The organism is Mycolicibacterium cosmeticum (assembly GCF_000613185.1).
In the GTDB taxonomy this organism is placed as follows: Bacteria; Actinomycetota; Actinomycetes; order Mycobacteriales; family Mycobacteriaceae; genus Mycobacterium; species Mycobacterium cosmeticum.
Window position 1 is genome coordinate 1915302 of record NZ_CCBB010000001.1, and the last position, 25849, is coordinate 1941150.

The following is a 25849-nucleotide window of genomic DNA, read 5'->3' on the forward strand; positions in this document are numbered from 1 at the left end:
TGGATAGCCCTGCGGGAAGCACAACGGTCTCCACGTCACCATTGATGTACGTCGTGTTAGACGTACATCAGATCCGACGTACAATTACCGCATGTCGTGGCCGGTTCGTCCGATGTCCCTGGTGGTGGGTGGCGTGGTGCCGCCCGAGAACGTCGTGGGCCGCGTCCGGGAGCAGCAGGAGATCCTGGCCAGCGTGCCCCACGGCGGCGCGGCGCTGGTCGGCGACCGTAGGCACGGGAAGACCTCGCTGGCGCGATTGGTGGCCCACACCGCGCGCGAGCACGGCTGGCCGGTGATCTCGGTGAGCGCCGAACGGCAGACCTACGCCGAGTTCGTCTCGGCGCTGGCGGGTGAGCTCGGCCGACTGGACACGATGCTGCGCCAGGAGGTCGAGCGCTGGAAGATCGCCTTCGGCACCGGTCCGGTGCGGTTCGAGCGGGCGCGTGCCGAGGCCGCACTCGACGACCTGCTGCAGCGGGCGGTCGGCCGTGCCCGCGGTGGCCCGCTGGTGCTGTTCATCGACGAGGTCACCGTGCTGGCCCGCAACCTGGAGCGGGAAAAGCCCGGCGGCGGAGACGGTTTCCTGCATCTGTTGCGACGGTTACGGCAGGAGCACTCCGGCCGGCTGGCCACGGTGCTGTCCGGATCGATCGGTTTCCACCATGTTTCCGGCGACGCCCTGAGTTCGGTCAACGACATCCGCAAGGTCACGGTCGGCCCGATCCGCCCCGACCATGCCACCTACCTGGCCGAATGCCTGCTGTTGGGCGCGCAGGTCGACACGACCGACCGCCATGCGGTGGCCACCGCCGTCGCGGCCGCGGCCGAACACGTGCCGTATTACATCCAGCACCTGGTGGCCGCCGCGGCCCGGCTCGGCGAACCGGTCAGCGCCGAACACATCCCGCGGTTACTCGACGCGGCGATCGCCGATCCGCATGATCCGTGGGACCTGCGCCATTACCGCGACCGGCTGCGCAACTACTACGGCGACGATGCGCCGGCCATCGCCGAACTGCTCGACATCTACGCCCACGCTTCGGAACCGTTGGGCGTCAACGCGGTTCTGCGGTTGTTGCACAGCGAGGGCTCCCCCATCGCCGACAAGGATCAGCTGGTGTCCTTCGTCGAGCGGCTCGAGCAGGACCACTATCTGCGCCGGCACGGTGATGACGACACCTTCGCCTCCGGCCTGGTGCAGCGCGCCTGGCGGGCCATGCGGAGATGAGCCGATGAGCGCACCGCTGTACACACCGGGCACCGCCGCCGCCGCCGACCTGGAAGCGCGCACGGTCGGGCGGGAGGCGTTGCTGGCGCGACTGGTCCAGCGCATCGGGACCGCCGCGACGGACGGCTCCCGGCCACACACCCTGCTCGTCGGACCGCGCGGCAGCGGCAAGACCCACACCGTCCGCGTCGCCCTCCATCGCACCCTGACCACACACGCCGAACACATTCTGCCCCTTGTCATTCCCGAAGATGCGTTGGCGATCGGGAGCTACGCCGATCTGCTCGTCGAGTTGCTGCGGACCCGTCGAGAGGACGCGAAGGGCCGGCGCGACGACGTGGTCGAGCTGGAACGGACCATCGTCGACATCGCCGACGGCCGGATGGTGCTGGCCGTCATCGAGAATCTGGACCGCGTCTTCGACGCGATCGGCGAAGCCGGTCAGGGCAGTCTGCGGGCTTGGATCGAGACATCAACTTCCGTCACGCTTTTCGCCACCGCACCGACCCTCTTCCCCGGCGTGTCGTCACGCACCCACCCTTGGTACGGGTCCTTCATCATCGAGAACCTGGCCGACCTGAGCGTCGAAGACGGGGCGCAGATCGTGGCCAGGACGGCCCGCGATCGTGGCGACGACGAGCTGGCCGGTTACGCGTGCTCACCCGACGGTCTGCACCGGCTGGCGGAGATCGCCGCGGTGACCGGCGGGGCTCCCCGGATGTGGCGGATGGTCGGTGACGTCGCCGACCGCGACGGCCTGGCCGCCGTCACGCCGGTACTGACGGCACTGTTGGACCGGCTGACCCCGGTCTACCAGCATCGGCTGTGGGAACTGCCGGCCGGCGAACAGCGTCTGGTGGTCGAGATCGCACGCGGCGACGGGCCGCGCACCGTATCCGATCTCGCTGCCGCCGTGGGCGTTTCGAATCAGACCGCGTCGGCGGCACTGGGCCGGCTGGTGGCCGCGCGCTGGGTCACGGCCGCCAAGTCCGCTGCCGGCGACCGGCGCGCCACCTGGTACGACCTCACCGAGCCACTGGTACGCCACGTGCTGCGCTATCGCGAGGGACAACCGCCCACCCCTTGACGAGCTTGTCACTTAGTGACACAGTGGAGCTGTCACTAAGTGACAAGCCAAAGGGGGTGGTGCAGATCGGCGACAAACAGGCGCAGGCACGCCTGGCCGTGTCCCGGCACGCGGCCGCGCTCTTCTGGGAACGCGGGGTCGCCGCCACCAGTGGTGACGATATTGCCGCTGCCGCAGGGCTTTCCACCAGGACGATCTGGCGTTACTTCCGGACCAAGGAGAGCTGCGTGGAGCCGCTGCTGGCCAAATCCGCGGAACGCTTCCTGGATTCGGCGCGCCGTTGGCCGCACGAACTGTCCCTCATCGAACACCTGGCGGCCGAGGCCGTCACGTACCCGTTGTCCCCGCAGGACATCGAGGACGAGGTCGCCGCGCTGCGGATCGCCACGCTGTCGCACACCGACCCCGCGCTGCGCACCGCCTATCTGATGGTGCACGACCAGATGGAGCGCGGGTTGATCCCGGTGATCGCCGACCGGCTCGGCGTGCCGGACGACCATCTGTCTGCACGGCTCTACGCCGCCTCGGTCACCGGCGCGTTCCGCGTCATCGACGAGGACGTCGGCCACACCGTCGTCGTCGAAGGCAAGCCGGTCAGCCAGGACGAGGCCTATGCATTGATCGACCGAGCCATCAAGGAAGCCACCGACGGCCGCATCGGCGGACCCGTGCGGCGCTGACCTGTTCTCCCCCAATTCATCACGAGCCCACATCACGGTGGGCCCGTCGACCCAGCCTGCCCCGAGAAAGGACAACCGTGCCCACCCACATCACCGTCGAGGAGTTCTTCCGCCCGCCCGAGCGCACCGCGGCGACCATCTCCCCCGACGGCACCCGCCTGGCCTATCTGGCCCCGTGGCGCAACCGCCTCAACGTCTGGGTGCAGCGCCTGGACACGAACGAACCCGCCCGCTGTGTCACCGCCGACGACACCCGCAGCGTGTACATCTACCGCTGGACCCCCGACCCGCGCTGGCTGCTGTACATGCAGGACACCGGTGGCGACGAGAACTGGCACCTGTACCGCATCGATCTCGACGACCCGTCCGCCCCCGCGGTCGACCTCACCCCATTTCCCGGCACCCGCGCGGATTTCGAGGTGCTCAAGGGGCGGCCCGGCAAGGCGATCGTCCAGCTCAACAAGCGCAATCTCGAACTGTTCGACGCCTACGAACTCGATATCGCCACCGGCGAGCTGACGCTGCTGGCCGAAAACCCCGGCACCGTTGTCGGATGGTTGAGCAGCCAGACCGGCGAACTGTTCACCAACACGCTGACGGCCGACGGCGACGTCGAACTGTCGCACTGGGACCCGGCGGCAAAAGCGTTGCGTCCCATCAAGGTCTACGACGGTGCCGACTACCCACTGGGCATCCACCCGATCGCCGTCACGCCCGACGGCACCGGCCTGTGGCTGGGCTCCAACGAGGGCACCGACCGCACCCGCCTGGTCCGCGTCGACGTGGCCACCGGCGCCGAGACCGAGGTCGACAGTCACCCCAGCCTCGAACTGGCCACGCAGCTCATGCTGCCCGCACCGATGATCCGCAGTGCCCGCACCGGCGAGCTGATCGGGGCCCGCTACTACGGCGAGCGTCAGGTGATCCACGCGCTGGACCCGGAATTCGCCGACGTGCTGGGTGCTTTGACGGCGCTGTCCGACGGTGACCTGGCCGCCATCTCCTCCGACGACAGCGGGCGACGCTGGGTGGTGAGTTTCACCGACGACCGCGACCCTTGGGCCACCTACCTCTACGACCACGCCACCGGCGAGCATCGGCTGTTGTTCCGGCCCTACCCGCACCTGGATCCCGAGGCGCTGGCCCCGATGCGGCCGGTCACCATCGAATCGCGCGACGGCCTGGACCTGCACGGCTATCTCACCCTGCCGGTCGGGACGGAACAGACGAACCTGCCGATGGTCCTGCTGGTGCACGGCGGGCCGTGGGCACGGGACTGCTGGGGTTACCAACCCGACGTGCAACTGCTGGCCAACCGCGGATATGCGGTGCTGCAGGTCAACTTTCGCGGCTCGACGGGCTACGGCAAGGCGTTCGTCCAGGCCGCCATCGGCGAGTTCGCCGGCAAGATGCACGACGACCTGATCGACGCCGTCGACTGGGCCGTGCAGCGGGGCATCGCCGACCGGGACCGGGTGGCGATCTTCGGCGGCTCCTACGGCGGGTACGCGGCGCTGGTCGGCGTGACCTTCACCCCCGATGTCTTCGCCGCGGCCATCGACTATGTCGGGATCTCCAGCCTGCCCAACTTCATGCGGACCCTGCCGAATGTCGCGCGGCCCTTCCTGGCCAACAACTGGCACCGCTACGTCGGCGACCCGTCGGATCCGGTGCAGGAGGCCGATATGCTGGCCCGCTCACCGATCACCAAGGTGGACGCCATCCGCACCCCGCTGCTGATCGTCCAGGGCGCCAACGATTCTCGGGTGGTGCAGGCCGAGTCCGACAACATGGTGGCGGCACTGCGGGCCCGCGGGGTGCAGGTCGAGTACCTGGTGAAGGACGACGAGGGGCACGGCTTTCTCAACCCCGACAACCAGATCGACCTGTACCACGCCGTCGAGCGGTTCCTGGCCGAGCACCTGTCCGCCGAGACGACGGTTGATGGCGCGAAACAGCCCGATTGACAGCAGAAACCGTAGTGTCGGCGCGACGAGAATGGCCCCCGCGAATCCCGCGGAGGCCATTCTCGTATGCAGCTCGTTACAGCGTCTCGAAGATCTCCCGGGCCAGCTTGGCGGTCTCGGACGGCGTCTTGCCGACCTTCACGCCGGCGGCCTCGAGGGCTTCCTTCTTGCCCTGCGCGGTGCCCGCACCGTCGGAGACGATGGCACCGGCGTGGCCCATGGTCTTGCCCTCCGGCGCGGTGAAACCGGCGACGTAGCCGACGACCGGCTTGGTGACGTTGGCCTGGATGTACGCGCCGGCCTTCTCCTCGGCGTCGCCACCGATCTCGCCGATCATCACGATCAGCTTGGTCTCGGGATCCTTCTCGAACGCCTCGAGGGCGTCGATGTGGGTGGTGCCGATGACCGGGTCACCGCCGATGCCGATGGCGGTGGAGAAGCCGAGATCGCGCAGCTCGTACATCATCTGGTAGGTCAGCGTGCCGGACTTGGACACCAGGCCGATGGGGCCCTTGCCGGTGATGTTGTTCGGCGTGATGCCGACCAGCGACTCGCCGGGGGTGATGATGCCGGGACAGTTCGGGCCGATGATCCGGGTCTTCTGGCCCTTCTCGACGTTATAGGCCCACGCGTAGGCGCTGTCCTGCACCGGGATTCCCTCGGTGATGACCACCAGCAGCGGGATCTCGGCGTCGATGGCCTCGATGATGGCGTCCTTCGAGAAGGCCGGCGGCACGAAGGCGATCGACACGTCGGCGCCGGTCTCCTTGATGGCCTCGGCCACCGAACCGAACACCGGCAACTCGATGTCGTTGCCGTCTTTGTCCTTATGAGCGACGGTAGTACCCGCCTTGCGCGCGTTGACGCCGCCGACCACCTGGGTGCCCGCCTTGAGCATCAGCGCGGTGTGCTTGGTGCCCTCGCCGCCGGTGATGCCCTGGACGATGACCTTGCTGTCCTTGTTCAGAAAAATCGACATTGATTGCGTCCCTTACTTGTTCGCCAGCTCGGCGGCTTTGTCGGCGCCGGCGTCCATGGTCTCGGCCTGGATCACCAGCGGGTGGTTGGCCTCGGCCAGGATGCGGCGGCCCTCTTCGACGTTGTTGCCGTCCAGGCGGACCACGAGCGGCTTGTTGGCCTCGTCACCGAGGATCTGCAGCGCCTTGACGATGCCGTTGGCGACCGCGTCGCAGGCGGTGATGCCGCCGAACACGTTCACGAACACGCTCTTGACCTGAGAGTCACCCAGGATGACGTCCAAACCGGCAGCCATCACCTCGGCCGACGCGCCACCACCGATGTCGAGGAAGTTGGCCGGCTTCACGTTGCCGTGCTTCTCGCCGGCGTAGGCGACGACGTCCAGGGTCGACATGACCAGACCGGCACCGTTACCGATGATGCCGACCTCACCGTCGAGCTTGACGTAGTTGAGGTCGTTCTCCTTGGCCTTGAGCTCCAGGGGATCGGTGGCGTCCTTGTCCTCGAACTCCGCGTGCCCGGGCTGCCGGAAGTCGGCGTTGGCGTCCAGGGTCACCTTGCCGTCCAGTGCCAGGATCTGGTTGTCCGGGGTACGCACCAGCGGGTTGACCTCGACCAGGGTGGCGTCCTCGCCGACGAAGACCTCCCACAGCTTCTGGATGGTCACCGCGGCGGCGTCGAGCACCTCGGCGGGCAGGTGACCCTTCTCGGCGATCTCCCGGGCGAAGGCCAGGTCGACACCCTTGACCGCGTCGACCGGCACCTTGGCCAGGCGCTCGGGCTTGGTGGCGGCCACCTCTTCGATCTCCATGCCGCCCTCGACCGAGCACATGGCCAGGTAGGTGCGGTTGGAGCGGTCCAGCAGGAAGGAGATGTAGTACTCCTCGGCGATGTCACTGGCCTCGGCGACGAGCAGCTTCTTGACGATGTGACCCTTGATGTCCAGACCGAGGATGTTCTGCGCGTGGGTGAAGGCGTCCTCCGGGGTGGCCGCGTACTTCACGCCGCCGGCCTTGCCGCGGCCACCGACCTTGACCTGAGCCTTCACCATGACCGGCTTACCGATCTCCTCGGCGATCGCCTTGGCGTCCTCGGGCGAGTCGGTGACCCGGCCGGGCGTGGTGGGGACGTTGTGCTTGGCGAACAGCTCTTTCGCCTGATATTCGAAGAGATCCATGAGCTCGGAGAAATCCCTGTCTGTCTGCGTTGACGTTTGAATTCACTTCAGCGTTTGGGCCTGACTGGCTCGCTGGGCACTTTATCGACCCGCGGGACGACCTCCCCCATCGCCCACCTGACTTGTGCTAAATCTCACCGACCCCCCGCAGTGATACAAGTCACAATCCCGGGTGGAATACCCGCTTGGGTTGCCACTCACATTCGCGTTTCGTTACCGTGCCTACTGGTCCAGATCACGGCAAGGTCACGAAAAGAAGGACATCGCAGGTTGCTTGAGCACAGTTCGCCCCGCTCCCCGAAGGGAACCGCGACGAGCGCTCGCAAGCCGATCAGTCCTCCCTCTGCCGCCGAAGTGACCGACATCATCCCGTTCAACGAGTTCGGTGACCTGCCCGAACTCGATTTCCGGGACAGCTCGGCGTTCGACAAGGAGCAGCGCGTCATCGCCGCCCCGGAACTCGACGACCTGAACGACACCGACGATCTGGTCCCACTGCGGCTGGCCGTGCCGAGTGAGTTCGCATCCGACCAGCCCGCACCGTCAGCCCGCGGTTACCGGGACAGCCACACCGACCTGAGCGACGGTCTGGCCAAGACCGACATCATCGACATCCGCGGCCAGCGTGCCGGTGGCGCGCACCGCAAGCAGACCGTCGGCGCCGTCAAGAGCCGCCTGCTGATCGCCGCCATGGCCGCCGGTGCCACCGCCTCGGGCGCGTACACGCTGAGCACCGCCGACTCGGCCAAGCCCACCTCGGACACCATCCTCACCGGCGCGCAGGCCGGCATCAGCGGCGGTGTCATCACCGGGTCGACCGATGGCATGCAGATCGTCACAGTCGAGCCCGCCGCCAGCTCCGCGGTGCACGCCGAGGAGATCACCAAGGCCGCCGCCTTCGCCCAGGAGCGCGCCGAGCGGGAGGCCCGGCTGGCTCGGCCGCTGTTCGTGATGCCCACCAAGGGCGTGTGGACGTCGGGCTTCGGGTACCGGTGGGGCGTGCTGCACGCCGGTATCGACATCGCCGGACCGATCGGCACGCCCATCGTGGCCGTGGCCGACGGCACCGTCATCGACGCAGGGCCGACCGCCGGCTACGGGGCGTGGGTCAAGATCCGCCACAACGACGGCACCGTCACGCTGTACGGCCACGTCAACACCTGGCTGGTGTCGGTCGGTCAGCGCGTGATGGCCGGCGACCAGATCGCCACCATCGGCAACCGCGGCAACTCGACCGGCCCGCACTGCCACTTCGAGGTCTTGCTCAACGGCAGCAACCGCATCGACCCGGTGCCGTGGCTCGCTCAGCGGGGGCTTAGCCCCGGCACCTACGTTGGATGATGTGAGTTCCGACCCGTCCGACGAACCCCGCACGAACATCATCCGCCGGAGCCCCACCGGTTCGTTCCCGGCTCTCGGCGATGACCGCACCACCTTCGTGCGTGGCCCGGCCGAGCCCGACCAGACCAGCTACATCCCCAGCTACACCCCGCGGCCCAAACCGCAGGCCGTGTCGGCGCGGCCTGAACCCGGCGCCGCGGCGGCCATCGCCGCGGCGGTGTTCAGCATCCTGACCGGCTGGGCCACCGCCGTCATCGCCACCGACCTGATCGCCGGCTGGTGGCGCACCGACCGGCTGTTCTGCGTGGCCATCGGGTTCCTCACCGCGATCTCGGCGGCGGCCGGGATCGGCGGCCTGATCGCGCTGCTGCTGCGCCGCCGGCTGGGCCGGCTGCTGATCGTCATCGGCGCGGCGATCGGGCTGATGATCTTCGGCTGTCTGTTCCTGGCCGGCGCGCGGCTGCACCCCGTCGTCTACGCCATGCCGGTGTTGCCGGTCGCCGCGATCGTGCTGGCCCTGCTGCCCGCGACGGGCCGTTGGGCACGCACCGACTGACCCGGCGATCCACAGCGTTCTTCCAGTCAGCTTGAGCCAAACGGTCGCTCGAGCCGCAATGCCGACGTCTACTGGGACTGATTCGCGTGCCCGTCACGCCAGCCAACACCGTTCCGGAGGCCCGACTCCCATGTTCAGCCGGTTGTTTCACATCGTCGTTGTCGCGGTGCTGACGGTCTCGGCCGTCGCGTGCAGCAAGGCCGATGCCCCGTCCGGCGGATTCACGTTGCGCATCGGCGCGACATCGGTGACCGGCACCCCGGCCGGCTCGCTGGGCTGGGGGGACCGCCAAGGCATCCTGTCCGACAAGCTCAAGGCCGCCGGCGTCGACAAGATCGAATACTCGTTCTTCCAGTCGGGCAGCGATGTGGTCTCGGCGTTGTTCGCCGGTGCCGTCGACGTCGCCGCGGTCGGCGACAATCCCGCCCTGCGGGCCCGCAGTCGCGACCCGAAAGTCGTCCTGCTGTCCCTTGATTCGGTGAACGGCGACGCGTGGCTGGTCGGCGCCAAGGGCGGCCCCACCGATATCCGTGGGCTGGTCGACAAGTCCGTCACCGCGCCGCAGGGCACCATCCGGGACCGGGCCGCCCGCCAGCTGATCGACGCGGCCGGCCTGACCGGCAAGATCCAGGTGCGCGACGTCCCGACCCCCGAATCGATCGCCGGGCTGAGCTCCGGCCAGATCGACGCCACCATCCTCACCGGCGCCAGCGCGATCGAGTTGCAGGAGAAGGGCTTCCCGATCATCGACAGCCTGTCCAGGCACGGTTTCGGCAGCACCGGCACCAATATCGCGCTGTCGTCGTTCACCGACGCGCACCCCGGTTTCCGTGAGGCATGGCAGCAGGCCGTCACCGCGGTCAACGGCGATATCAACGCGCACTTCGACGACTACCTGGCCTGGGTCGCCAAGACCGACGACACCGACCTGAACTACGTCAAGAAGTCCACCAGCGCAGACGAATTCAACACCGAGCCGTTCCCGCAGGTCGGCATCGACCAATTGGCCGCGGCCTACACGTTCCTCAACGCCGACGGTTCGTTCGACCACGACTACTCCGTCCGGGAATGGGCTGGGGCGAAGTCATGACGGTTGCCGCCACCACCGCCAGGGCGACCGGACCGGATCTGGTCGACGTCGTCGCCGGGCGCGGTGGTCGAAAAGGTGTGTGGGGGCGCCTGCCTCGGCCGCTGCGCCGGTTGATCGGACCGCTGGCGATCCTGACGGTGTGGGCCGTCGGCTCGGCCACCGAACTGCTCGACCGCAACCTGTTCCCGCCACCCACCGAGGTGGCGGCCACCGCGTGGCGGCTGCTCGGCGACGGGCAACTGGCGCTGCACGTCGGCACCTCCGCCACCCGGGTGGTCACCGGCACGGTACTGGGCATCCTGATCGGCGTGGTGCTGGCGGTGGCGGCCGGGCTGACCCGCACCGGTGAGGACCTGCTCGACTGGACCATGCAGATCCTCAAGGCGGTACCGAATTTCGCGCTCACCCCGCTGTTGATCATCTGGATGGGCATCGGCGAGGGCCCGAAGATCGTGCTGATCACCACCGGCGTCGCCATCGCGATCTACATCAACACCTATTCGGGAATCCGCGGGGTCGATCGTCAGCTCGTGGAGATGGCGCACACCCTGGAGGCCTCCCGGCGCGCCCTGGTCACCCAGGTGATCCTGCCCGGCGCGATGCCGAATTTCCTTGTCGGACTTCGTCTCGGGCTGTCCAGCGCATGGCTGAGCCTGATCTTCGCCGAGATGATCAACACCACCGAGGGCATCGGCTTCCTGATGTCGCGAGCGCAGACCAACCTGCAGTTCGACGTGTCGCTGTTGGTGATCGTGATCTACGCGGTCGCGGGCCTGCTGTCCTATGCGTTGGTACGACTGCTGGAGCGGCTGCTGTTGTCGTGGCGCAACGGGTTCGACGGGGTCTCGTGAGGCCGATCATCGCATGAGTACCGCCGTGCAGATCCGCGGGCTGAGCCGCGCTTTCGGCCCGCAGCAGGTGCTCGACGAGCTGGAGCTGGAGATCGCCGACGGTGAGTTCGTCGCGATGCTGGGCCGATCCGGCTCGGGGAAGAGCACCCTGCTGCGCGCCATGGCCGGCCTCGACGACGGCGTCACCGGATCGCTGGTCGTGCCGCGCTCGCGGGCGGTGGTGTTCCAGAATCCGCGGCTGCTGCCATGGCGGCGTGCACTGGCCAATGTCACCTTCGCCCTGCGCGACTCCGGCCCGGACACCCCGAGCCGCACTGCCCGCGGGCATGCCGCCCTGGCCGAGGTCGGCCTGACCGACAAGGCCAAGGCGTGGCCGCTCTCGCTGTCCGGCGGTGAAGCGCAACGAGTGGCGCTGGCCCGGGCGCTGGTCCGCGAACCCGATCTGCTGCTGCTCGACGAACCGTTCGGCGCTCTCGACGCGCTGACCCGGCTGCGCATGTACCGGCTGCTGCACGAGCTGTGGGCCCGGCGCAATATGGCCGTCCTGCACGTCACCCACGATGTGGACGAGGCCATCCTGCTCGCCGACCGTGTCGTCGTGCTCTCCGGCGGCCGCGTGTCCCTGGACCGCAAGGTCGGCCTCCCGTTCCCCCGCACCCGCGGCTCCGATGGTTTCGACGGGCTGCGGCGGGCGCTGCTCGACGAGCTCGGGGTCAAGGAGGAAGTCGGTCATGACCGAAGCCGATGAGCACACCACCGATGTGCTGGTGATCGGCGGCGGCCCGGCGGCCACCTGGGCGGCCATCACCGCGGCGGAAACCGGTGCCCGGGTCACCCTGGTGGACAAGGGATATTGCGGTACCAGCGGCGCCACCGCCGCGGGCGGCAACAATCTGTGGCTGGTGGGCCCCGGCCCGCGCCGCGAGGAATCGATCCGGGATCGCGAGCGGGCCGCCGGCGGGCTCACCGACTCCGACTGGATGGCCCGCGTGGTGGAAACGACGTGGGAGCGGATCGGGCAGCTGGCCGACTGGGGTTACCCGTTTCCGGCCGGCCCGGACGGCAGGCCGCTGCGCAGCAGCCTGCAGGGCCCCGAGTACATGCGCCGGATGCGGCGCAGGGCGCACCGGCGCGGGGTGCGCATCCTGGACCATCACCCGGCGCTGCGCCTGCTCGCCGATCCCGACGGGGTGGTCAGCGGGGCGGCCGGGATCGCCCGCCAGGACGGCGGCCGGCCCTGGCGGATCACCGCCGCCGCGGTGGTGCTGGCCACCGGTGGCACGGCGTTCCTGTCCGGCGCGTTCGGTACGAACGTGAACACCGGGGACGGACTGCTGATGGCCGCCGAGCACGGCGCCGAACTGTCCGGGATGGAGTTCTGCACCGCGTACGCGCTGGCCCCCGAATGGGGCACCCACACCAAGGGCCGGATGCTGCAGTGGGGCACCTTCTACGACGACCGTGGTCGCCCGCTGACCACGGCTCCGGGACTGAACGGCCGCCAGGACGCGCAGCGCGAACTGGCCAAGGGGAACCGGGTGTTCGCCCGCCTGGACCGCGCGCCGCTGCACGCCCGCCAGGCCATGCGCGACGCCCAGCCCAACTACTTTCTGCCCCTGGACAAGGCCGGCATCGACCCGTTCACCACCGCCTATCCGCTGCGGATGGTCTACGAGGGGTCGGTGCGCGGCACCGGCGGCCTGCGACTGACCGGGCCCGACTGTGCGACAACGGTTCCCGGGCTGTACGCGGCCGGTGACGCCGCGACGCGGGAACTGATCACCGGGGCGATCAGCGGCGGTGGCAGCCACAACGGGGCGTGGGCGATCGCGTCGGGGACGTTCGCCGGTCGGGCGGCCGCCGAGTTCAGCAGAGGCCGTCGCGCGCACCCGACACCCGGGCCACCGGTTGCCGGTGCCGTCCGGGGCGCGCCGACGGTCGACGACGTGGTGCGCGCGGTGCAGGCGCATATCCTGCCGCCGGCCCGCAGTTACCGGAAGTCCGGTGCCCGGCTGACCGAATCGGCCGCCGCCCTCGAGAGTGTGTGGCGTCAACTGTCCGATGGTCTGGCCCCGGTGCCGGCGCGGGACGCCTACAAACCGCGCCAGGCCGTGGCGCTGGCGGCCGCGGCGCGCTGGATGACGGCCGCATCGCTGGCCCGCGCGGAGACCCGGGGTCTGCACCGGCGCGAGGACCAGCCCGGGACCGACGGCCGGTGCGGGCACCGCATCCTGGTGGGTGGCCTGGACACGGTGTGGACCGCCCCCGACCCGGTGACACCCCGACTGCTCACCTCGGACGCCGTGGCGTGATCGAAATCGTCAGTACCGCAGCGTGTATCGGATGTGACGTCTGCGTAAAGGTCTGCCCGACCGACGTTTTCGACCGCGGGCCGGACGGTATTCCGGTGATCGCGCGGCAGGCCGACTGCCAGACCTGTTTCATGTGCGAGGCGTACTGCCCCACCGACGCGCTCTACGTGTCGCCGGTGTCGGGCCCCGTCGGTGCGACCAGCCCGCACGCCGACGAGTCCGCCGTCGCGGCCGCCGGACTGTTGGGCGGGTACCGGGAACTGGTCGGCTGGGGCAAGGGCCGCACACCCGGTGCGCGACTCGACCAGAACGCGGCACTGTTCGCGGTGCCGCCGCTGCCCGAGCCAGGGCTACCGGCGCCGGCCGAGCTCGCCGAGCAGCCGTGGAATCACCCGACCTAGAGTTTGGTGACCGGCGCGTGGTTGTGCATCAGCTTGACCCGGCCCGCGCTACCGAAGTCGATGAGCGACATGGCCGATTCGCCCATCCCGGACACCTCTTCCACCCGGCCCAGCCCGTACTTGTCGTGGGTGACCCGATCGCCGGGCTCGAGCACCAGCAGCGTCCGGTTGCGCGGCGCCGAGGACCGAGCCGGGGCCGGGCGGGCGCTGTCGGCGAACCGGCCCACGCTGCGCGGCGCGCTGAGCACCGATGCCGGCGTCTCGACGCGGCGCCAGTTGATCAGTTCCTCGGGGATCTCGCGCAGGAACCGGGACTCCGGGTTGAGCATCGGCTGTCCCCACGACGACCGCACCTTGGCCCGGCTGAGATAGAGCCGCTGCCGGGCCCGGGTGATCCCCACGTAAGCCAGGCGGCGTTCCTCGGACAGCTCCGTCGGGTCGCCGAGGGCCCGCATGTGCGGGAACATGCCGTCCTCCCAGCCGGTCACGAACACCACCGGGAATTCCAGCCCCTTGGCGGTATGCAGGGTCATCATGGTGACCACACCGGAGCCGTGCTCGGGGATCTCGTCGGTGTCGGCGACCAGTGACACCCGCTCCAGGAACTGCGCCAGTACCCCGGTTTCGGGGATGTCTTCGTCGAGCTCCTCCTCCTCGCGAAGAGCCTGCGCATTGGCCAGGTCGATGCTGAATTCGTGTGCGACGCTGACCAATTCGTTGAGGTTGTCCAGGCGCGCCAGGTCCTGCGGGTCGTTGGACGCCTCGAGCTCGCGACGGTAGCCGGTGCGGTCGAGCACCGACTCGACCAGGTCGCCGAGCTCGCCGTCGAGGCCGCCGCGCAACTCGTCGAGCAACGCCACGAACGAGGCGATGGCCTTCTCCGAGCGGGTGTTGAGCATCGGGACCTTGCCCTCGGCGGCGGCCTGCAGGGCGTCGTTGAAGCTGGCGCCGGTGTTCTCGGCGTACACCGCCACACACGCCTCGGCGCGGTCCCCGATACCGCGGCGCGGGGTGTTCAGGATGCGCCGCATGCTCACCGAGTCGCCGGGGTTGTCCAGCACCCGCAGGTAGGCGACGATATCGCGAATTTCCTTGCGCTCGTAGAACCGAACGCCGCCGACGACCTTGTACGGGATGCCCGAACGGATGAACACCTCCTCCAGCGCGCGGGAGGAGTTGTTGGTCCGGTAGAACACCGCCACGTCGTTGTAGTTGATCTGATTCTGGTCGGCCAGCGCGTCGATCTCACCGGCGACGAACCGCGCCTCGTCGTGCTCGTTGTCGGCGACGTACCCGACGATCAGCTCACCGTCACCGGAGTCGGTCCACAACCGCTTCTCCCGGCGCCCCGCGTTGCGGGAGATGACGGCGTTCGCGGCGTTCAGGATGGTCTGGGTGGAACGGTAATTCTGTTCCAGCAGAATGGTTGTCGCGTTCGGGTAGTCGCGCTCGAAGTCCTCGATGTTGCGGATGGTGGCACCGCGGAACGCGTAGATGGACTGATCGGCGTCACCCACCACGCACAGTTCCGCGGGCGGCACCTCACCGGTGTCCTCGGGGCCGCCGCCCACCAGTTCCCGCACCAGCACGTACTGGGCGTGGTTGGTGTCCTGGTACTCGTCGACCAGGATGTGCCGGAACCGGCGCCGGTAGTACTGCGCCACCTGTGGAAACGCCTGCAACACACCGACCGTCTCGCCGATCAGGTCGTCGAAGTCCAGCGCGTTGGCGGCGCGCAGCCGGCGTTGGTATTCACCGAACACCGACGCCACGGTCTTGGACATGTCGTCGGAGGAGTCGGTGAGTTCGGCGACGGCCCGCTCCGGATCGACGAGTTCGTTCTTCAGGTTGGAGATCCCGTTGGACAGCACCCGCGGCGAGTACCGCTTGGTGTCCAGCCCCATGTCCTTGGCGATCATCATCAGCAGGCGCCGGGAGTCGTCGGCGTCGTAGATGGAGAAGTTGGAGTTGAGGCCGGGCAGCAGCGAGGCCTGGTTGCGCAGGATGCGCACACACGTCGAGTGGAACGTCGACACCCACATGTTGCGGGCCCGGGGCCCGACCAGTTGGACCACGCGCTCACGCATCTCGGCGGCGGCCTTGTTGGTGAAGGTGATGGCCAGGATCTGCCCGACGCCGACATCCCGGGCGGCCAGCAGATAGGCCACCCTCCTGGTCAGCACCGCCGTCTTGCCCGACCCGGCGCCGGCCACGATGAGCAGCGGCGACCCCTCGTGCAGCACCGCCTGGCGTTGCTGCGGGTTGAGTCCGTCGAGAAGGTGATCGGTTTCGCTGATGACGCTCATATCGGTGTCAAACCTACCGCTGCACGGGGACACTTTTTGCGTCGACGGCTTGCTTGGTGGCACACTCGAAACGTGCTCCAGCAGCAGGGACGATTTTTTTACGGGTACCGATCCGCGGTGCCCGTGGTCTAGCTGCTTCCCAGAGCCCCGCGGTCCGCATCCGGATCCGGGGCTCGTCTGTTGTGTGAGGCCCGAAACCGGATGAAACCAGAACCCACCAACAGTGAGGAGTCATCCATGAGTCTCGAAACCGACGCCCCCAGCATCGACGACCTGCGCCTGGAGATCGACCGGCTGGATGCCGAGATCCTGGCCGCCATCAAGCGGCGCAAAGAGGTCTCCCAGACCATCGGCAAGATCCGGATGGCCTCCGGCGGCACCCGGCTGGTGCACAGCCGGGAGATGAAGGTGATCGAGCGCTACAGCGAGCTCGGCCCCGAGGGCAAGGACCTGGCGATGCTGCTGCTGCAGATGGGTCGCGGCCGGCTCGGCCACTAAGGCTTCGCGAAGCCGGCCTGGGCCAGCACCTGCTGACCGGCCGGCCCGGTGACCAGTTCGACGAACTTCTGCGCGAGGTCCGGATCGGCGGCGCCCTTCAGCGTGGCGATCGGATAGGTGTTCACGGCGCCGGTCGACTCCGGGAATGTGACACCGTCGACCTTGCCGCCCGACCCCGCGACGTCGGTGACGTACACCAGCCCGGCGTCGGCCTGACCGGTCGACACCTTGCCCAGCACGTCGGTGACCGCCGACTCCTCACTGACCGGGGCCAGTATCACCTTGGTGGCGTCCTCGATCTTCTTGGTGGCGGCCCCGCAGGGCACCTGCGGCGCGCACACCACGACGGCCAGGCCGGGCCGGGCCAGGTCGCGGAAGGTTCTGATGCCCTTGGGGTTGCCCGGCGCCACCGCGATGGTCAGGGTGTTGGTGGCGAAGTTCACCGGATTCCCGGCCAGCAGCCCGGCCTGGGCCGCCTTGTCCATGTTCTTGGTATCCGCTGCGGCGAACACGTCGGCCTTGGCGCCCTGGGTCAGCTGGGTCACCAGGTCCGAGGAGCCGGCGAAGGAGAACTCCACCGTCGCGCCGGGGTTGTCGGTCTTGAACTGTTCGCCGATCTGGGTGAAGGTCTGCTTGAGCGAGGCCGCCGCGAACACCACCAGGTGCTGACCGGGCCCCGACTGATCCGAACTGCATCCGGCGGCCAGCATGGCGGCGGCGAACAGCAGCGCGGCCAAGCGTTTCATCTGCGGTCTCCCGGGGTCTCGACGATGACGGTGGTGGCCTTGACGACGGCCACGGCCACGCTGCCCGGCTCCAGCTGCAGTTCGCGCACCGCATCGGTGCTCATCAGGGAGACGACGGTGAACGGGCCGCACTGCATCTCGACCTGGGCCATCACCGTGTCGGTGACGACCTTGGTGACCAGACCGGCGAACCGGTTGCGCGCCGAACTGCCGATCCCGACCGGGTCCTGCGGCGCCCGGCCGGCGTGCCCGCGCACGAAGGCCGCCAACTCCGCGCCGTCGAGCACCTTGCGGCCGGACTCGTCGGCGCTCGCGGTGAGGCTGCCGTCGTCGACCCAGCGCCGCACGGTGTCGTCACTGACGCCGAGCAGCTCGGCGGCCTCGCGGATCCGGATCGTCGGCACCGCGGCATCGTATCCGCATTTTCGGTGGAATGTGACGCGTACATCCGCTTATGCGGAAGACCCCGCCCGCCGAATTCGACTTTCTGGCGAGGTCCTCTCGCACTTTCGCGCCCGTTTGATCAATTGGGCGAGAAGAAGTCAGGGGGTGAAGGCGATGTACTTGGTCTCGAGGTACTCCTCGATCCCCTCGGTGCCGCCCTCACGGCCGAAGCCGGACTGCTTCACCCCGCCGAACGGCGCGGCCGGGTCCGAGATCACCCCGCGGTTCACGCCGACCATGCCGGCGTCCACGGCTTCGGCCACCCGCAGCGCCCGGTCCAGCGACTGCGTGTAGATGTAGGACGCCAATCCGTACTCGGTGTTGTTGGCCGCGGCGATGCCCTCTTCCTCGGTGTCGAACCCGATGATCGGCGCGACCGGGCCGAACACCTCCTCCTTGAGGATGCGTGCGTCGGCGGGCACGCCGTCGAGCACCGTGGCGGGGAAGAAGTTGCCCGGTCCGGCGGGCGCCTCGCCGCCGACGGCCACCTCCGCGCCGCGGTGCACCGCGTCCGTCACCAGCTCGTTGACGATGCCCAGCTGCTTGGGCGAGATCAGCGGACCCAGCGTCGAGGAATCGTCCAGGCCGTTGCCCAGCTGGTACTCGCTCATCCGCTTGACCAGCTTCTCGGTGAACTCCGCGCGCACCGCGTTGGCGACGTGGAACCGGTTGGCGGCCGTGCAGGCCTCGCCACCGTTGCGCATCTTGGCCAGCAGGGCGCCCTCGACAGCGGCGTCGATATCCGCGTCGTCGAACACCACGAACGGCGCGTTGCCGCCGAGCTCCATCGACGTGCGCAGCAGCTTGTCCGACGACTGTTTCACCAGGGCCTTACCGACGCCGGTGGAGCCGGTGAACGTCAGCTTGCGCAGCCGGCCGTCGTCGATCAGCGCGGTGGTCAGCTCTCCGGGTTTGGAGGTCGGCAGCACCGACAGCACGCCCTTGGGCAGGCCGGCCTCGTCGATCAGCTTGGCCAGCAGCAGCATGGTCAGCGGGGTTTCCTGTGCGGGCTTGACGATCATGGTGCAACCGGCGGCCAGCGCCGGGCCGATCTTGCGGGTGCCCATCGCCAGCGGGAAGTTCCACGGCGTGATCGCGTAACACGGCCCGACGGGCATCTTGGTCACCAGGATGCGGCCGGTGCCGGCCGGGCTGTGGGTGTAGCGGCCTTCGATGCGCACCGCCTCCTCGGAGAACCAGCGGAAGAACTCGGCGCCGTACTTGACCTCGCCGCGACTCTCGGCGATGACCTTGCCCATCTCCAGGGTCATCAGCGTGGCGACGTCTTCGGCACGCGCCGTGATGGTTTCGAACACCGAGCGCAGGATCTCACCGCGTTCCCGCGCCGGGGTGGCGGCCCAGTCGGCCTGCACGGCCGCCGCGGCGTCGAGTGCGGCGATACCGTCTTCCGGTGTCGCGTCGGCCACCGAGGTGATCACCTCGTCGGTCGCCGGGTTGTGCACCTCGAAGGTCGACGAGCCGGCGCGCTCCTCACCGCCGATCCACAGTCCGGTGGGCACGGAGGAAATCAGCTCTGCCAAGTGTTCGGTGCGCATACATCCATCATGTACACCCTCGACACGCACGCCGCACTAAGGTCTGAAGAATGAGCGCTGACATCACCGCAACGGCCGCATGGCATTCGCTGACCCGTCACCATGACGAGCTCGCGTCGAAGAATCTTCGGGAGATCTTCGCCGAGGATCCGGCCCGTGGAACCGACCTCACGCTGACCGTCGGCGATCTCTACATCGACTACAGCAAGCACCGCGTCACCCGCGAAACCCTCGATTTGCTGGTCGATCTGGCCAAGGCCGCTGACCTGGAGGGCCGCCGGGACGCGATGTTCTCCGGCGTGCACATCAACACCTCGGAGGACCGGGCGGTGCTGCACACGGCGCTGCGGTTGCCGCGCGGGGCGCAGTTGACCGTCGACGGTCAGGACGTCGTCGCCGATGTGCACGAGGTGCTCGACGCGATGGGCGCGTTCACCGATCGACTGCGCTCCGGTGAGTGGACCGGCGCCACCGGACAGCGCATCACGACCGTCGTCAACATCGGCATCGGCGGCTCGGACCTCGGACCGGTGATGGTGTACGACGCGCTGCGCCACTACGCCGACGCCGGCATCTCGGCGCGCTTCGTGTCCAACGTCGACCCGGCCGACCTGGTGGCCAAACTCGACGGACTCGACCCCGCCACAACGCTTTTCATCGTCGCATCGAAGACGTTCTCCACCCTGGAGACGCTGACCAACGCGACCGCCGCGCGGCGCTGGCTCACCGACGCCCTCGGCGATGCCGCGGTGTCCAAGCATTTCGTGGCGGTCTCCACCAACAAGCGCCTGGTCGACGAGTTCGGCATCGACACCGCCAACATGTTCGGGTTCTGGGACTGGGTGGGCGGCCGGTACTCGGTGGATTCGGCGATCGGGCTGAGCGTGATGGCCGTCATCGGCAAGGAACGTTTCGCCGAGTTCCTGGCCGGTTTCCACCTGGTCGACGAGCACTTCCGTACCGCGCCGCTGGCCGAGAACGCGCCGGCACTGCTCGGCCTGATCGGGCTCTGGTACAACAACTTCTTCGGCGCCCAGTCCCGGGCCGTGCTGCCGTACTCCAATGACTTGTCCCGTTTTGCCGCCTATCTGCAACAGCTCACCATGGAGTCCAACGGCAAGTCGGTACAGGCCGACGGCACCGCGGTGACCACGAGCACCGGCGAAATCTATTGGGGCGAACCGGGAACCAACGGTCAGCACGCCTTCTACCAGTTGCTGCACCAAGGCACGCGGCTGATCCCGGCCGACTTCATCGGGTTCAGCCAGCCCACCGACGATCTGCCCACCGCGGACGGCACCGGCAGCATGCACGACCTGTTGATGAGCAATTTCTTCGCCCAGACCCAGGTGTTGGCGTTCGGCAAGACGGCCGAGGAGATCGCCGCCGAAGGAACGCCGGCAGACGTCGTCCCGCACAAGGTGATGCCAGGTAACCGGCCCACCACCTCGATCCTGGCGACCAAACTGACCCCGTCGGTGGTCGGCCAGTTGATCGCGTTGTACGAGCACCAGGTCTTCACCGAAGGGGTCGTCTGGGGTATCGACTCGTTCGACCAGTGGGGTGTCGAGCTGGGCAAGACCCAAGCCAAGGCGCTGCTGCCGGTGCTCACCAGCGACGCGTCACCGGCGCCGCAGAGCGACACCTCGACCGACGCCCTGGTGCGTCGCTACCGCGTCGAAAGAGGCCGCAGCGCTTAGCGATTTCGGCGCGCCTACCCGCGGTGACCGCGGGCGGGCGCGCCGAAATCACATGGGTCAGCCGGGCAGGTCGATGGTCCGGCATGGGCCGCCGGGCACACAGGCGATCCCGCCGCCGGGGCCGGCCTCGGCCCACGGGCCGCCGGGCACACCGGCCGAGACGTGCCCGTCGGCGCCGGCCTGGGCACCCGGACCACCCGGGACCTCGGCGCCGGCACCCTGCGGACCCGCCGACGGCGTACACGGGGTGCCGTCCGGGTTGTAACAGCCGGGGGCCGGCGGCGCCGGCGGCATCGGCTCGGCCATCGCGGCCGGGGCAAGCGCGATGGCTCCGGCAGCGGCCGCACCTGTGAACAGTAGGGGCGTCATCTTCATCAGTTTCACCATCATGTGGTGTCGACTACCCGGTGGTCACGACCGACTAAACGTGACGGTCGGCAAAATTCAGGCGAACCGCTTGGTGTACTTCGGCGGCAGCAACCGCATGATCTGCGTCAGCGGCGCCCATGGCCAACTCGGGACCACCGCGCGGCCCTTCTCCTTCTCGATGGCGTCGACCATGGCGCGCACGCCGGTCTCGTTGTCGACCATCAGCATGGTGGTGGCGGATTTGGCCGTCATCTCCGACTCGATATAGCCGGGCTCGACGACGGTGATTCGGATGGGGCCCTTGTCGTATTCGGCGCGCAGCGACTCGCCCAGTGAGGTCATCCCGGCCTTGCTGGCGCAGTAAGCGGCCTTACCGCCGGGCACACCGGTGTTCCCGAGCACCGAGGAGATGAGCACCAGGTGCCCGCCGCCGGTCTTCTTGAACATCTCCAGCGCGGTCTCGATCTGCGCCATCCCGGCAATCAGGTTGGTCTCGATGGTGGCCTTGTTGGCCCACGGCTTACCCTCGCCCAGCGGCCAGCCCTTGCCGATGCCTGCGTTGACGATGACGCGGTCGATACCGCCCAGTTCGTCGGACAGCGCCCCGAACACCCGCGGAATGGCCTCGTGGTCGTTGACGTCGAGGGCGGCGACCGCCACCTTGACGTAGGGGTGCCTGTCGGCGATCTCGGCCTTGAGTTCGTCCAGCCGGTCGGTGCGGCGTGCGCACAGGGCCAGGTCACGCCCCTTCGCGGCGAAGGCGCGCGCCATGCCGGCGCCCAGCCCGGAACTGGCACCGGTGATGAGGATTCTCTGGCGAGTCATGGCAGCAGAATAACCGAGTTAGATAACTCGTCCAGCGCGCGCTCGGCCTACTTCAACAGCCGGGACATCCGGCGGTCGGCCAGTTTCTTGCCGCCGGTCTGGCACGTCGGGCAGTACTGGAAGGACTTGTCGGCGAAGGACACCTCGGCCACGGTGTCCCCGCACACCGGGCACGGCAGTCCGGTGCGGGCGTGCACCCGCAGCCCGGAACGCTTCTCACCTTTGAGCGTGGCGGCACCCTGGCCCACCGACCGGGTGACGGCGTCGGTCAGCACCGTCACCATCGCGTCGTGCAGCGCGCCGAGCTGGTCGGCCGTCAGCTTTCCGGCGGTGGCGAACGGGGAAAGCTTTGCCACGTGCAGGATTTCGTCGCTGTAGGCGTTGCCGATGCCGGCGATGATTTTCTGGTCGGTGATCACGGTCTTGATGCGGCCGCTCTGCCCGGCCAGCACCTCGGCAAGGTCGGCCGGTCCCAGCGACAGCGCATCGGGTCCGAGTGCGGCGATCTGCGGGACGGCCATCGGATCGGTGACCACCCACACCGCGAGGCGTTTCTGGGTCCCGGCCTCGGTCAGGTCGAAACCGACGCCGCCGCCCGATGTCGCCGCCGGGGCGGCTCCCAGGTCCGATGTCGCCGCCGGGGCGGCTCCGAGGTGCACCCGCAGGGCGATCGGTCCCTTGCCCGGCTTCAACGGCGTCGGGGCCAATTTGTCGGACCAGCGCAGCCAGCCGGCCCGGGACAGATGGGTGATCAGGTACAGCTCCCCGGCCTGCAGACCGAGATACTTGCCCCAGCGCGCGGCGCCGATCACGGTCTGGCCGTGCAGGGCGGTGACCGGTGGGTCGAAGGTCTTGAGCACCGACAGGGCCGCCACGTCCACGCGCGTGATCGACCGTCCGACGGCGTGCCGACGGAGATGATCGGCGAGCGCCTCGACTTCGGGCAGTTCGGGCATGGGTCCAGTGTGACACCCCCGATAGGGTCGGCAGGTGCCGTCGATCCTGCGTCGCCTGCTGGTCCTGAATCCGGCACCGCGGCGTTGGCCGTTCGCGTTGCGGGCCGGCGTCTGCATGGCCGTGCCGGTGTTGGTCGGCTGGCTGCTCGGCGACGCGGCGGCCGGGCTCATCGCCACCATCGGTGGATTCACCGCGTTGTACGGCAGCGGCCGCCCGTACCTCAACCGCGCGGGCTACCTGGCGGTCATCGCGCTGAGCTTCGCCGTCGCGGTGGCACTCGGCGATTGGGCGGCCCAGGTTCCCGCGCTCGGGCTGGTGACCATCACGGTCATCGCCATGGTGGCGGTGCTGGTGTGCCATGCCCTCAGCGTGGGGCCGCCGGGGGCGTACATGTTCATGCTCGGCTGCGCGGCGGGCACCGCGACGGCCGCCGCCCACCTGACCCCGTGGCGGATCGGCGCCCTGGTGCTCGCCGGCGGAGCCTTCGCCTGGCTGGCGCACATGGTGGGGGCGCTGTGGCGGCCACGCGGCCCGGAGCACGCGGTGGTGGAGGCCGCGCGCGCCGCCGTGGGGCGCTACCTCGAATCGGGCGACGGCACCGACCGCCACCTGGCCGCCCGCGCCCTGCATCACGCCTGGGTGACGTTGGTGAATTTCGAGCCCGCCCAACCTCGCCCAGACGGCACGCTACAGCGGCTGCGCGCGGAGAATCACCGGCTGCACCGGGTCTTCGCGGCGGCGATGGGTGCAGTGGACCGCGGCGAGCCGGTACCGGCGCTCGACGACGCGGCATTCGCCGACACCGCGCCCGAACTGCCGCTGGGCCGGCCGGGCAATCTCACCTTGCTGCGCCGCGCTGTCACGCCGGGCTCGGAATCCCTGCGGTTGGCGGGGCGGGTCGGGGCCGCGGTCGCGCTGGCCGGCACGGTCGCCTCGGCGCTGTCCATCGATCACGCCTACTGGGCGATGGCCGCGGCGGTGCTGATGCTGCATCAGGGGTTCGACTGGCTGCGCACCGTGCAGCGCGGGGTCGAGCGGTTGGCCGGGACCTGGTTGGGCCTGGGCCTGGCGGGGCTGATCCTGGCCTGGCATCCGCAGGGGCTGTGGCTGGTCGCGGTGATCGCGGCGCTCCAGTTCACCATCGAGATGTTCGTGGTGCGCAACTACGCGATCGCCGTCGTGTTCATCACCCCGATCGCATTGACCATCGCAGCGGGCGGACACCCCGTCGCCGATGTCGGGCAGCTACTCCTGGCGCGCGGCCTGGATACGGTGATCGGCTGTGCAGCAGCGCTTTTCATCTACCGCGTGGCGATACATCGACGCGGTCCGGCCCCGATCACCGAGGCCATCGCGGCCACCACCGCGGCGCTCGCGGCCACCACCGCGCACCTGGCCGCCGGGGCCGTCAGCACCGCGCAGGCCCGCGCCGACCGCCGTGATCTGCAGTTGCGCGCCATGGCGATGCTCGACGCGTACCAGGGCGCGGTGGGCGGCTCGGCCGCCCAGCGGGAGGCCGCCGAGCGGCTGTGGCCGACGGTCGCCGCCGCCGAGCACGACGCCTACCGCGCGCTGGCCGCCTGCTGGCAGCTCGAACACGGCTGAGGCACAGCGCGTCTCACGTACGGATCAGCAGCGACAGCAGCCAGCTGACGATGGACAGCACGATGGCCGCCCAGATCGCGGTCCACCAGAAATCGTCGATGAACAGACCCCAGTGCGTGGTGTGCTCGGTGATCCACGACGTGATCCACAGCATCAACGCGTTGACCACGACGTGGAACAGCCCGAGGGTCACGATGTAGAGCGGTATCGAGATGATCTGCACGATCGGCTTGATGACCGCGTTGACCACACCGAAGATGACGGCGACGACGAAGATGATGCCGACCCGCTGCAGTGTGGTGTCACCGCCGACGAAGCGGATGCCCGACACGAACAGCGTCACGACCCACAGCGCCAGCCCGGTCAGAGCGGCGCGCAGCAGAAAAGACGTCATCGACCTGCTCCTCGCAGTAGGTAGATATCCATGATCCAGCCGTGCCGTGCTCTGGCCTCGGCGCGGCGCGCCGCGATCCGCTCCCCCACCTCGCCCACGGTGCCGGACTCCAGCAACTCGTCCGGGGTGCCCAGGTAGGCACCCCACCAGATCTGAGTGTCCGGCGGGCAGGTCAAGAACGAGCATTCGCCGTCGAGCATCACCACCGCGTCCTCGGCCAGCCCGTGGTCGCGGAGCCGACGCCCGGTGGTGATCAGCACCGGTGCGCCGATTTCGTTGAGTGCGATGCGATGTCGCGCGGTGAGCGCCTGGATGGCGGTAATGCCCGGGATGACGTCGAAGTCGAACGCGACGTGTTCGGCCACCCGCTCCAGGATGCGCAGCGTGCTGTCGTACAGCGAGGGATCGCCCCAGGCCAGAAAGGCCCCGACACCGTCGGGCCCGAGCTCCGTGTCGATGGCCCGCGCCCACAGCCGGGCCCGGGCGGCATGCCACTCGTCGACGTTGTCGCGGTAGTGACCGTCGGTGGCCCGTTTCGGGTCGGGCAGTTCGACGAACCGGTAGCCGGGTTCGGTGATGAACCGGTCGCAGATCAGCCGGCGCAGCGCGACCAGATCGTCCTTCGTCTCGCCCTTGTCCATCGCGAAGAACACCTGCGTGTCGTTGAGCGCCGAGATCGCCTGTGTTGTCACGTAGTCGGGGTCACCCGCGCCGATACCGATGACATGGATGGTGCGCACCCAGGAAGGCTAGCCGACCGCCCAGTTGCGCAAACGGGCGG

General features: G+C 68.7%; 25 protein-coding genes. 14 read left to right on the forward strand and 11 right to left on the reverse strand.

Annotated elements, in window-relative coordinates; genetic code table 11:
- The first annotated feature begins 112 nt into the window (after positions 1–112).
- From BN977_RS09130 to BN977_RS09145, 4 genes are all read left to right on the forward strand, one after another.
- Positions 113–1228: an ATP-binding protein gene (locus BN977_RS09130; RefSeq protein WP_036397250.1), complete on the forward strand. Its 1116-nt coding sequence runs from the start codon at positions 113–115 to the stop codon at positions 1226–1228.
- Positions 1229–1232: 4 nt separating this feature from the next.
- On the forward strand, positions 1233–2315 hold the full coding sequence (locus BN977_RS09135; protein ID WP_036397251.1) for a MarR family transcriptional regulator: 1083 nt from the start codon (positions 1233–1235) through the stop codon (positions 2313–2315).
- Positions 2316–2371: 56 nt separating this feature from the next.
- Positions 2372–2995: a TetR/AcrR family transcriptional regulator gene (locus tag BN977_RS09140; RefSeq protein ID WP_456093687.1), complete on the forward strand. Its 624-nt coding sequence runs from the start codon at positions 2372–2374 to the stop codon at positions 2993–2995.
- Positions 2996–3072: 77 nt separating this feature from the next.
- Positions 3073–4962 carry a S9 family peptidase gene (locus tag BN977_RS09145; protein ID WP_036397252.1) on the forward strand — a complete coding sequence of 630 codons (1890 nt, stop codon included), beginning with the start codon at positions 3073–3075 and terminating at the stop codon, positions 4960–4962.
- Positions 4963–5038: 76 nt separating this feature from the next.
- On the opposite strand, the gene sucD is transcribed toward BN977_RS09145, so the two are convergent.
- Together sucD and sucC are read right to left on the reverse strand one after the other, a co-directional pair.
- Positions 5039–5941 carry a succinate--CoA ligase subunit alpha gene (sucD, locus tag BN977_RS09150; protein WP_036397254.1) on the reverse strand — a complete coding sequence of 301 codons (903 nt, stop codon included), beginning with the start codon at positions 5939–5941 and terminating at the stop codon, positions 5039–5041.
- A gap of 12 nt (positions 5942–5953) precedes the next feature.
- Complete coding sequence (sucC, locus tag BN977_RS09155) at positions 5954–7117, reverse strand: ADP-forming succinate--CoA ligase subunit beta (protein ID WP_036397256.1); 1164 nt, start codon at positions 7115–7117, stop codon at positions 5954–5956.
- A gap of 270 nt (positions 7118–7387) precedes the next feature.
- Here sucC and BN977_RS09160 point away from each other — a divergent pair, with 270 nt between their 5' ends.
- The 7 genes from BN977_RS09160 (at position 7388) to BN977_RS09190 (ending at position 13668) form a co-directional block, all read left to right on the forward strand.
- Positions 7388–8458, forward strand: a complete 1071-nt coding sequence (locus tag BN977_RS09160; RefSeq protein ID WP_036397257.1) for a M23 family metallopeptidase — start codon at positions 7388–7390, stop codon at positions 8456–8458.
- A 1-nt stretch (position 8459) separates the two neighbouring features.
- On the forward strand, positions 8460–9014 hold the full coding sequence (locus BN977_RS09165; RefSeq protein ID WP_036397259.1) for a hypothetical protein: 555 nt from the start codon (positions 8460–8462) through the stop codon (positions 9012–9014).
- Between the two features lie 130 nt (positions 9015–9144).
- The gene (locus tag BN977_RS09170) at positions 9145–10104 is read left to right on the forward strand and encodes an ABC transporter substrate-binding protein (protein ID WP_036397261.1); all 960 of its coding nucleotides are present in this window, start codon (positions 9145–9147) and stop codon (positions 10102–10104) included.
- A complete protein-coding gene (locus tag BN977_RS09175) occupies positions 10101–10955 on the forward strand; it encodes an ABC transporter permease (protein ID WP_036398772.1) in 855 nt (284 codons plus the stop codon). The genes BN977_RS09170 and BN977_RS09175 overlap by 4 nt, the downstream gene beginning before the upstream one ends.
- 13 nt (positions 10956–10968) lie before the next feature.
- Positions 10969–11703, forward strand: coding sequence for an ABC transporter ATP-binding protein (locus BN977_RS09180; RefSeq protein ID WP_036397263.1), 735 nt, complete (start codon positions 10969–10971; stop codon positions 11701–11703).
- Complete coding sequence (locus BN977_RS09185; protein ID WP_036397265.1) at positions 11687–13267, forward strand: FAD-dependent oxidoreductase; 1581 nt, start codon at positions 11687–11689, stop codon at positions 13265–13267. Before BN977_RS09180 ends, BN977_RS09185 begins: the two co-directional genes overlap by 17 nt.
- Positions 13264–13668 (forward strand): 4Fe-4S dicluster domain-containing protein, encoded by a 405-nt coding sequence (locus tag BN977_RS09190; protein ID WP_036397266.1) that lies wholly within the window; start codon positions 13264–13266, stop codon positions 13666–13668. The genes BN977_RS09185 and BN977_RS09190 overlap by 4 nt, the downstream gene beginning before the upstream one ends.
- On the opposite strand, the gene pcrA is transcribed toward BN977_RS09190, so the two are convergent.
- Complete coding sequence (gene pcrA, locus BN977_RS09195) at positions 13665–15974, reverse strand: DNA helicase PcrA (protein WP_024453159.1); 2310 nt, start codon at positions 15972–15974, stop codon at positions 13665–13667. The genes BN977_RS09190 and pcrA overlap by 4 nt on opposite strands.
- A gap of 201 nt (positions 15975–16175) precedes the next feature.
- Here pcrA and BN977_RS09200 point away from each other — a divergent pair, with 201 nt between their 5' ends.
- Positions 16176–16472, forward strand: coding sequence for a chorismate mutase (locus BN977_RS09200; RefSeq protein WP_024453160.1), 297 nt, complete (start codon positions 16176–16178; stop codon positions 16470–16472).
- On the opposite strand, the gene modA is transcribed toward BN977_RS09200, so the two are convergent.
- From modA to BN977_RS09215, 3 genes are all read right to left on the reverse strand, one after another.
- Positions 16469–17218 carry a molybdate ABC transporter substrate-binding protein gene (modA, locus tag BN977_RS09205; protein ID WP_036397269.1) on the reverse strand — a complete coding sequence of 250 codons (750 nt, stop codon included), beginning with the start codon at positions 17216–17218 and terminating at the stop codon, positions 16469–16471. The two genes, BN977_RS09200 and modA, sit on opposite strands and share 4 nt — an antisense overlap.
- Positions 17215–17622: a TOBE domain-containing protein gene (locus BN977_RS09210; protein WP_036397270.1), complete on the reverse strand. Its 408-nt coding sequence runs from the start codon at positions 17620–17622 to the stop codon at positions 17215–17217. The genes modA and BN977_RS09210 overlap by 4 nt, the downstream gene beginning before the upstream one ends.
- 138 nt (positions 17623–17760) lie before the next feature.
- Entirely contained in the window at positions 17761–19218 is a 1458-nt protein-coding gene (locus tag BN977_RS09215) for an NAD-dependent succinate-semialdehyde dehydrogenase (protein WP_036397272.1), read from the reverse strand.
- Positions 19219–19268: 50 nt separating this feature from the next.
- Here BN977_RS09215 and pgi point away from each other — a divergent pair, with 50 nt between their 5' ends.
- Positions 19269–20918 carry a glucose-6-phosphate isomerase gene (gene pgi / locus BN977_RS09220; RefSeq protein ID WP_024453164.1) on the forward strand — a complete coding sequence of 550 codons (1650 nt, stop codon included), beginning with the start codon at positions 19269–19271 and terminating at the stop codon, positions 20916–20918.
- Between the two features lie 57 nt (positions 20919–20975).
- Here pgi and BN977_RS09225 read toward each other — a convergent pair whose 3' ends face one another.
- The 3 genes from BN977_RS09225 to BN977_RS09235 all read right to left on the reverse strand — a co-directional run bounded on the left by BN977_RS09225 (position 20976) and on the right by BN977_RS09235 (position 23068).
- Positions 20976–21293, reverse strand: coding sequence for a hypothetical protein (locus BN977_RS09225; protein ID WP_234709531.1), 318 nt, complete (start codon positions 21291–21293; stop codon positions 20976–20978).
- A gap of 69 nt (positions 21294–21362) precedes the next feature.
- The gene (locus BN977_RS09230; protein WP_024453166.1) at positions 21363–22112 is read right to left on the reverse strand and encodes an SDR family oxidoreductase; all 750 of its coding nucleotides are present in this window, start codon (positions 22110–22112) and stop codon (positions 21363–21365) included.
- A 47-nt stretch (positions 22113–22159) separates the two neighbouring features.
- Positions 22160–23068: an Fpg/Nei family DNA glycosylase gene (locus BN977_RS09235; RefSeq protein ID WP_036397275.1), complete on the reverse strand. Its 909-nt coding sequence runs from the start codon at positions 23066–23068 to the stop codon at positions 22160–22162.
- Between the two features lie 34 nt (positions 23069–23102).
- Here BN977_RS09235 and BN977_RS09240 point away from each other — a divergent pair, with 34 nt between their 5' ends.
- The gene (locus BN977_RS09240; RefSeq protein WP_051561213.1) at positions 23103–24674 is read left to right on the forward strand and encodes an FUSC family protein; all 1572 of its coding nucleotides are present in this window, start codon (positions 23103–23105) and stop codon (positions 24672–24674) included.
- A gap of 13 nt (positions 24675–24687) precedes the next feature.
- Here the strand turns inward: BN977_RS09240 and BN977_RS09245 are convergent, their stop codons facing one another.
- Positions 24688–25068, reverse strand: a complete 381-nt coding sequence (locus BN977_RS09245) for a phage holin family protein (protein ID WP_036397276.1) — start codon at positions 25066–25068, stop codon at positions 24688–24690.
- Positions 25065–25808, reverse strand: a complete 744-nt coding sequence (gene cobF, locus BN977_RS09250; protein WP_036397277.1) for a precorrin-6A synthase (deacetylating) — start codon at positions 25806–25808, stop codon at positions 25065–25067. Before cobF ends, BN977_RS09245 begins: the two co-directional genes overlap by 4 nt.
- Positions 25809–25849: the final 41 nt, after the last annotated feature.

Excerpts from the sequence above, each read along its gene's own strand:
- BN977_RS09130 (WP_036397250.1), top strand. The coding sequence starts at position 113 with ATGTCCCTGGTGGTGGGTGGCGTGGTGCCGCCCGAGAACGTCGTGGGC.
- BN977_RS09135 (WP_036397251.1), top strand. The coding sequence starts at position 1,233 with ATGAGCGCACCGCTGTACACACCGGGCACCGCCGCCGCCGCCGACCTG.
- sucD (WP_036397254.1), bottom strand. The coding sequence starts at position 5,941 with ATGTCGATTTTTCTGAACAAGGACAGCAAGGTCATCGTCCAGGGCATC.
- sucC (WP_036397256.1), bottom strand. The coding sequence starts at position 7,117 with ATGGATCTCTTCGAATATCAGGCGAAAGAGCTGTTCGCCAAGCACAAC.
- BN977_RS09170 (WP_036397261.1), top strand. The coding sequence starts at position 9,145 with ATGTTCAGCCGGTTGTTTCACATCGTCGTTGTCGCGGTGCTGACGGTC.
- BN977_RS09175 (WP_036398772.1), top strand. The coding sequence starts at position 10,101 with ATGACGGTTGCCGCCACCACCGCCAGGGCGACCGGACCGGATCTGGTC.
- BN977_RS09180 (WP_036397263.1), top strand. The coding sequence starts at position 10,969 with ATGAGTACCGCCGTGCAGATCCGCGGGCTGAGCCGCGCTTTCGGCCCG.
- BN977_RS09185 (WP_036397265.1), top strand. The coding sequence starts at position 11,687 with ATGACCGAAGCCGATGAGCACACCACCGATGTGCTGGTGATCGGCGGC.
- pcrA (WP_024453159.1), bottom strand. The coding sequence starts at position 15,974 with ATGAGCGTCATCAGCGAAACCGATCACCTTCTCGACGGACTCAACCCG.
- BN977_RS09200 (WP_024453160.1), top strand. The coding sequence starts at position 16,176 with ATGAAACCAGAACCCACCAACAGTGAGGAGTCATCCATGAGTCTCGAA.
- modA (WP_036397269.1), bottom strand. The coding sequence starts at position 17,218 with ATGAAACGCTTGGCCGCGCTGCTGTTCGCCGCCGCCATGCTGGCCGCC.
- BN977_RS09215 (WP_036397272.1), bottom strand. The coding sequence starts at position 19,218 with ATGCGCACCGAACACTTGGCAGAGCTGATTTCCTCCGTGCCCACCGGA.
- pgi (WP_024453164.1), top strand. The coding sequence starts at position 19,269 with ATGAGCGCTGACATCACCGCAACGGCCGCATGGCATTCGCTGACCCGT.
- BN977_RS09225 (WP_234709531.1), bottom strand. The coding sequence starts at position 21,293 with ATGAAGATGACGCCCCTACTGTTCACAGGTGCGGCCGCTGCCGGAGCC.
- BN977_RS09230 (WP_024453166.1), bottom strand. The coding sequence starts at position 22,112 with ATGACTCGCCAGAGAATCCTCATCACCGGTGCCAGTTCCGGGCTGGGC.
- BN977_RS09235 (WP_036397275.1), bottom strand. The coding sequence starts at position 23,068 with ATGCCCGAACTGCCCGAAGTCGAGGCGCTCGCCGATCATCTCCGTCGG.
- BN977_RS09245 (WP_036397276.1), bottom strand. The coding sequence starts at position 25,068 with ATGACGTCTTTTCTGCTGCGCGCCGCTCTGACCGGGCTGGCGCTGTGG.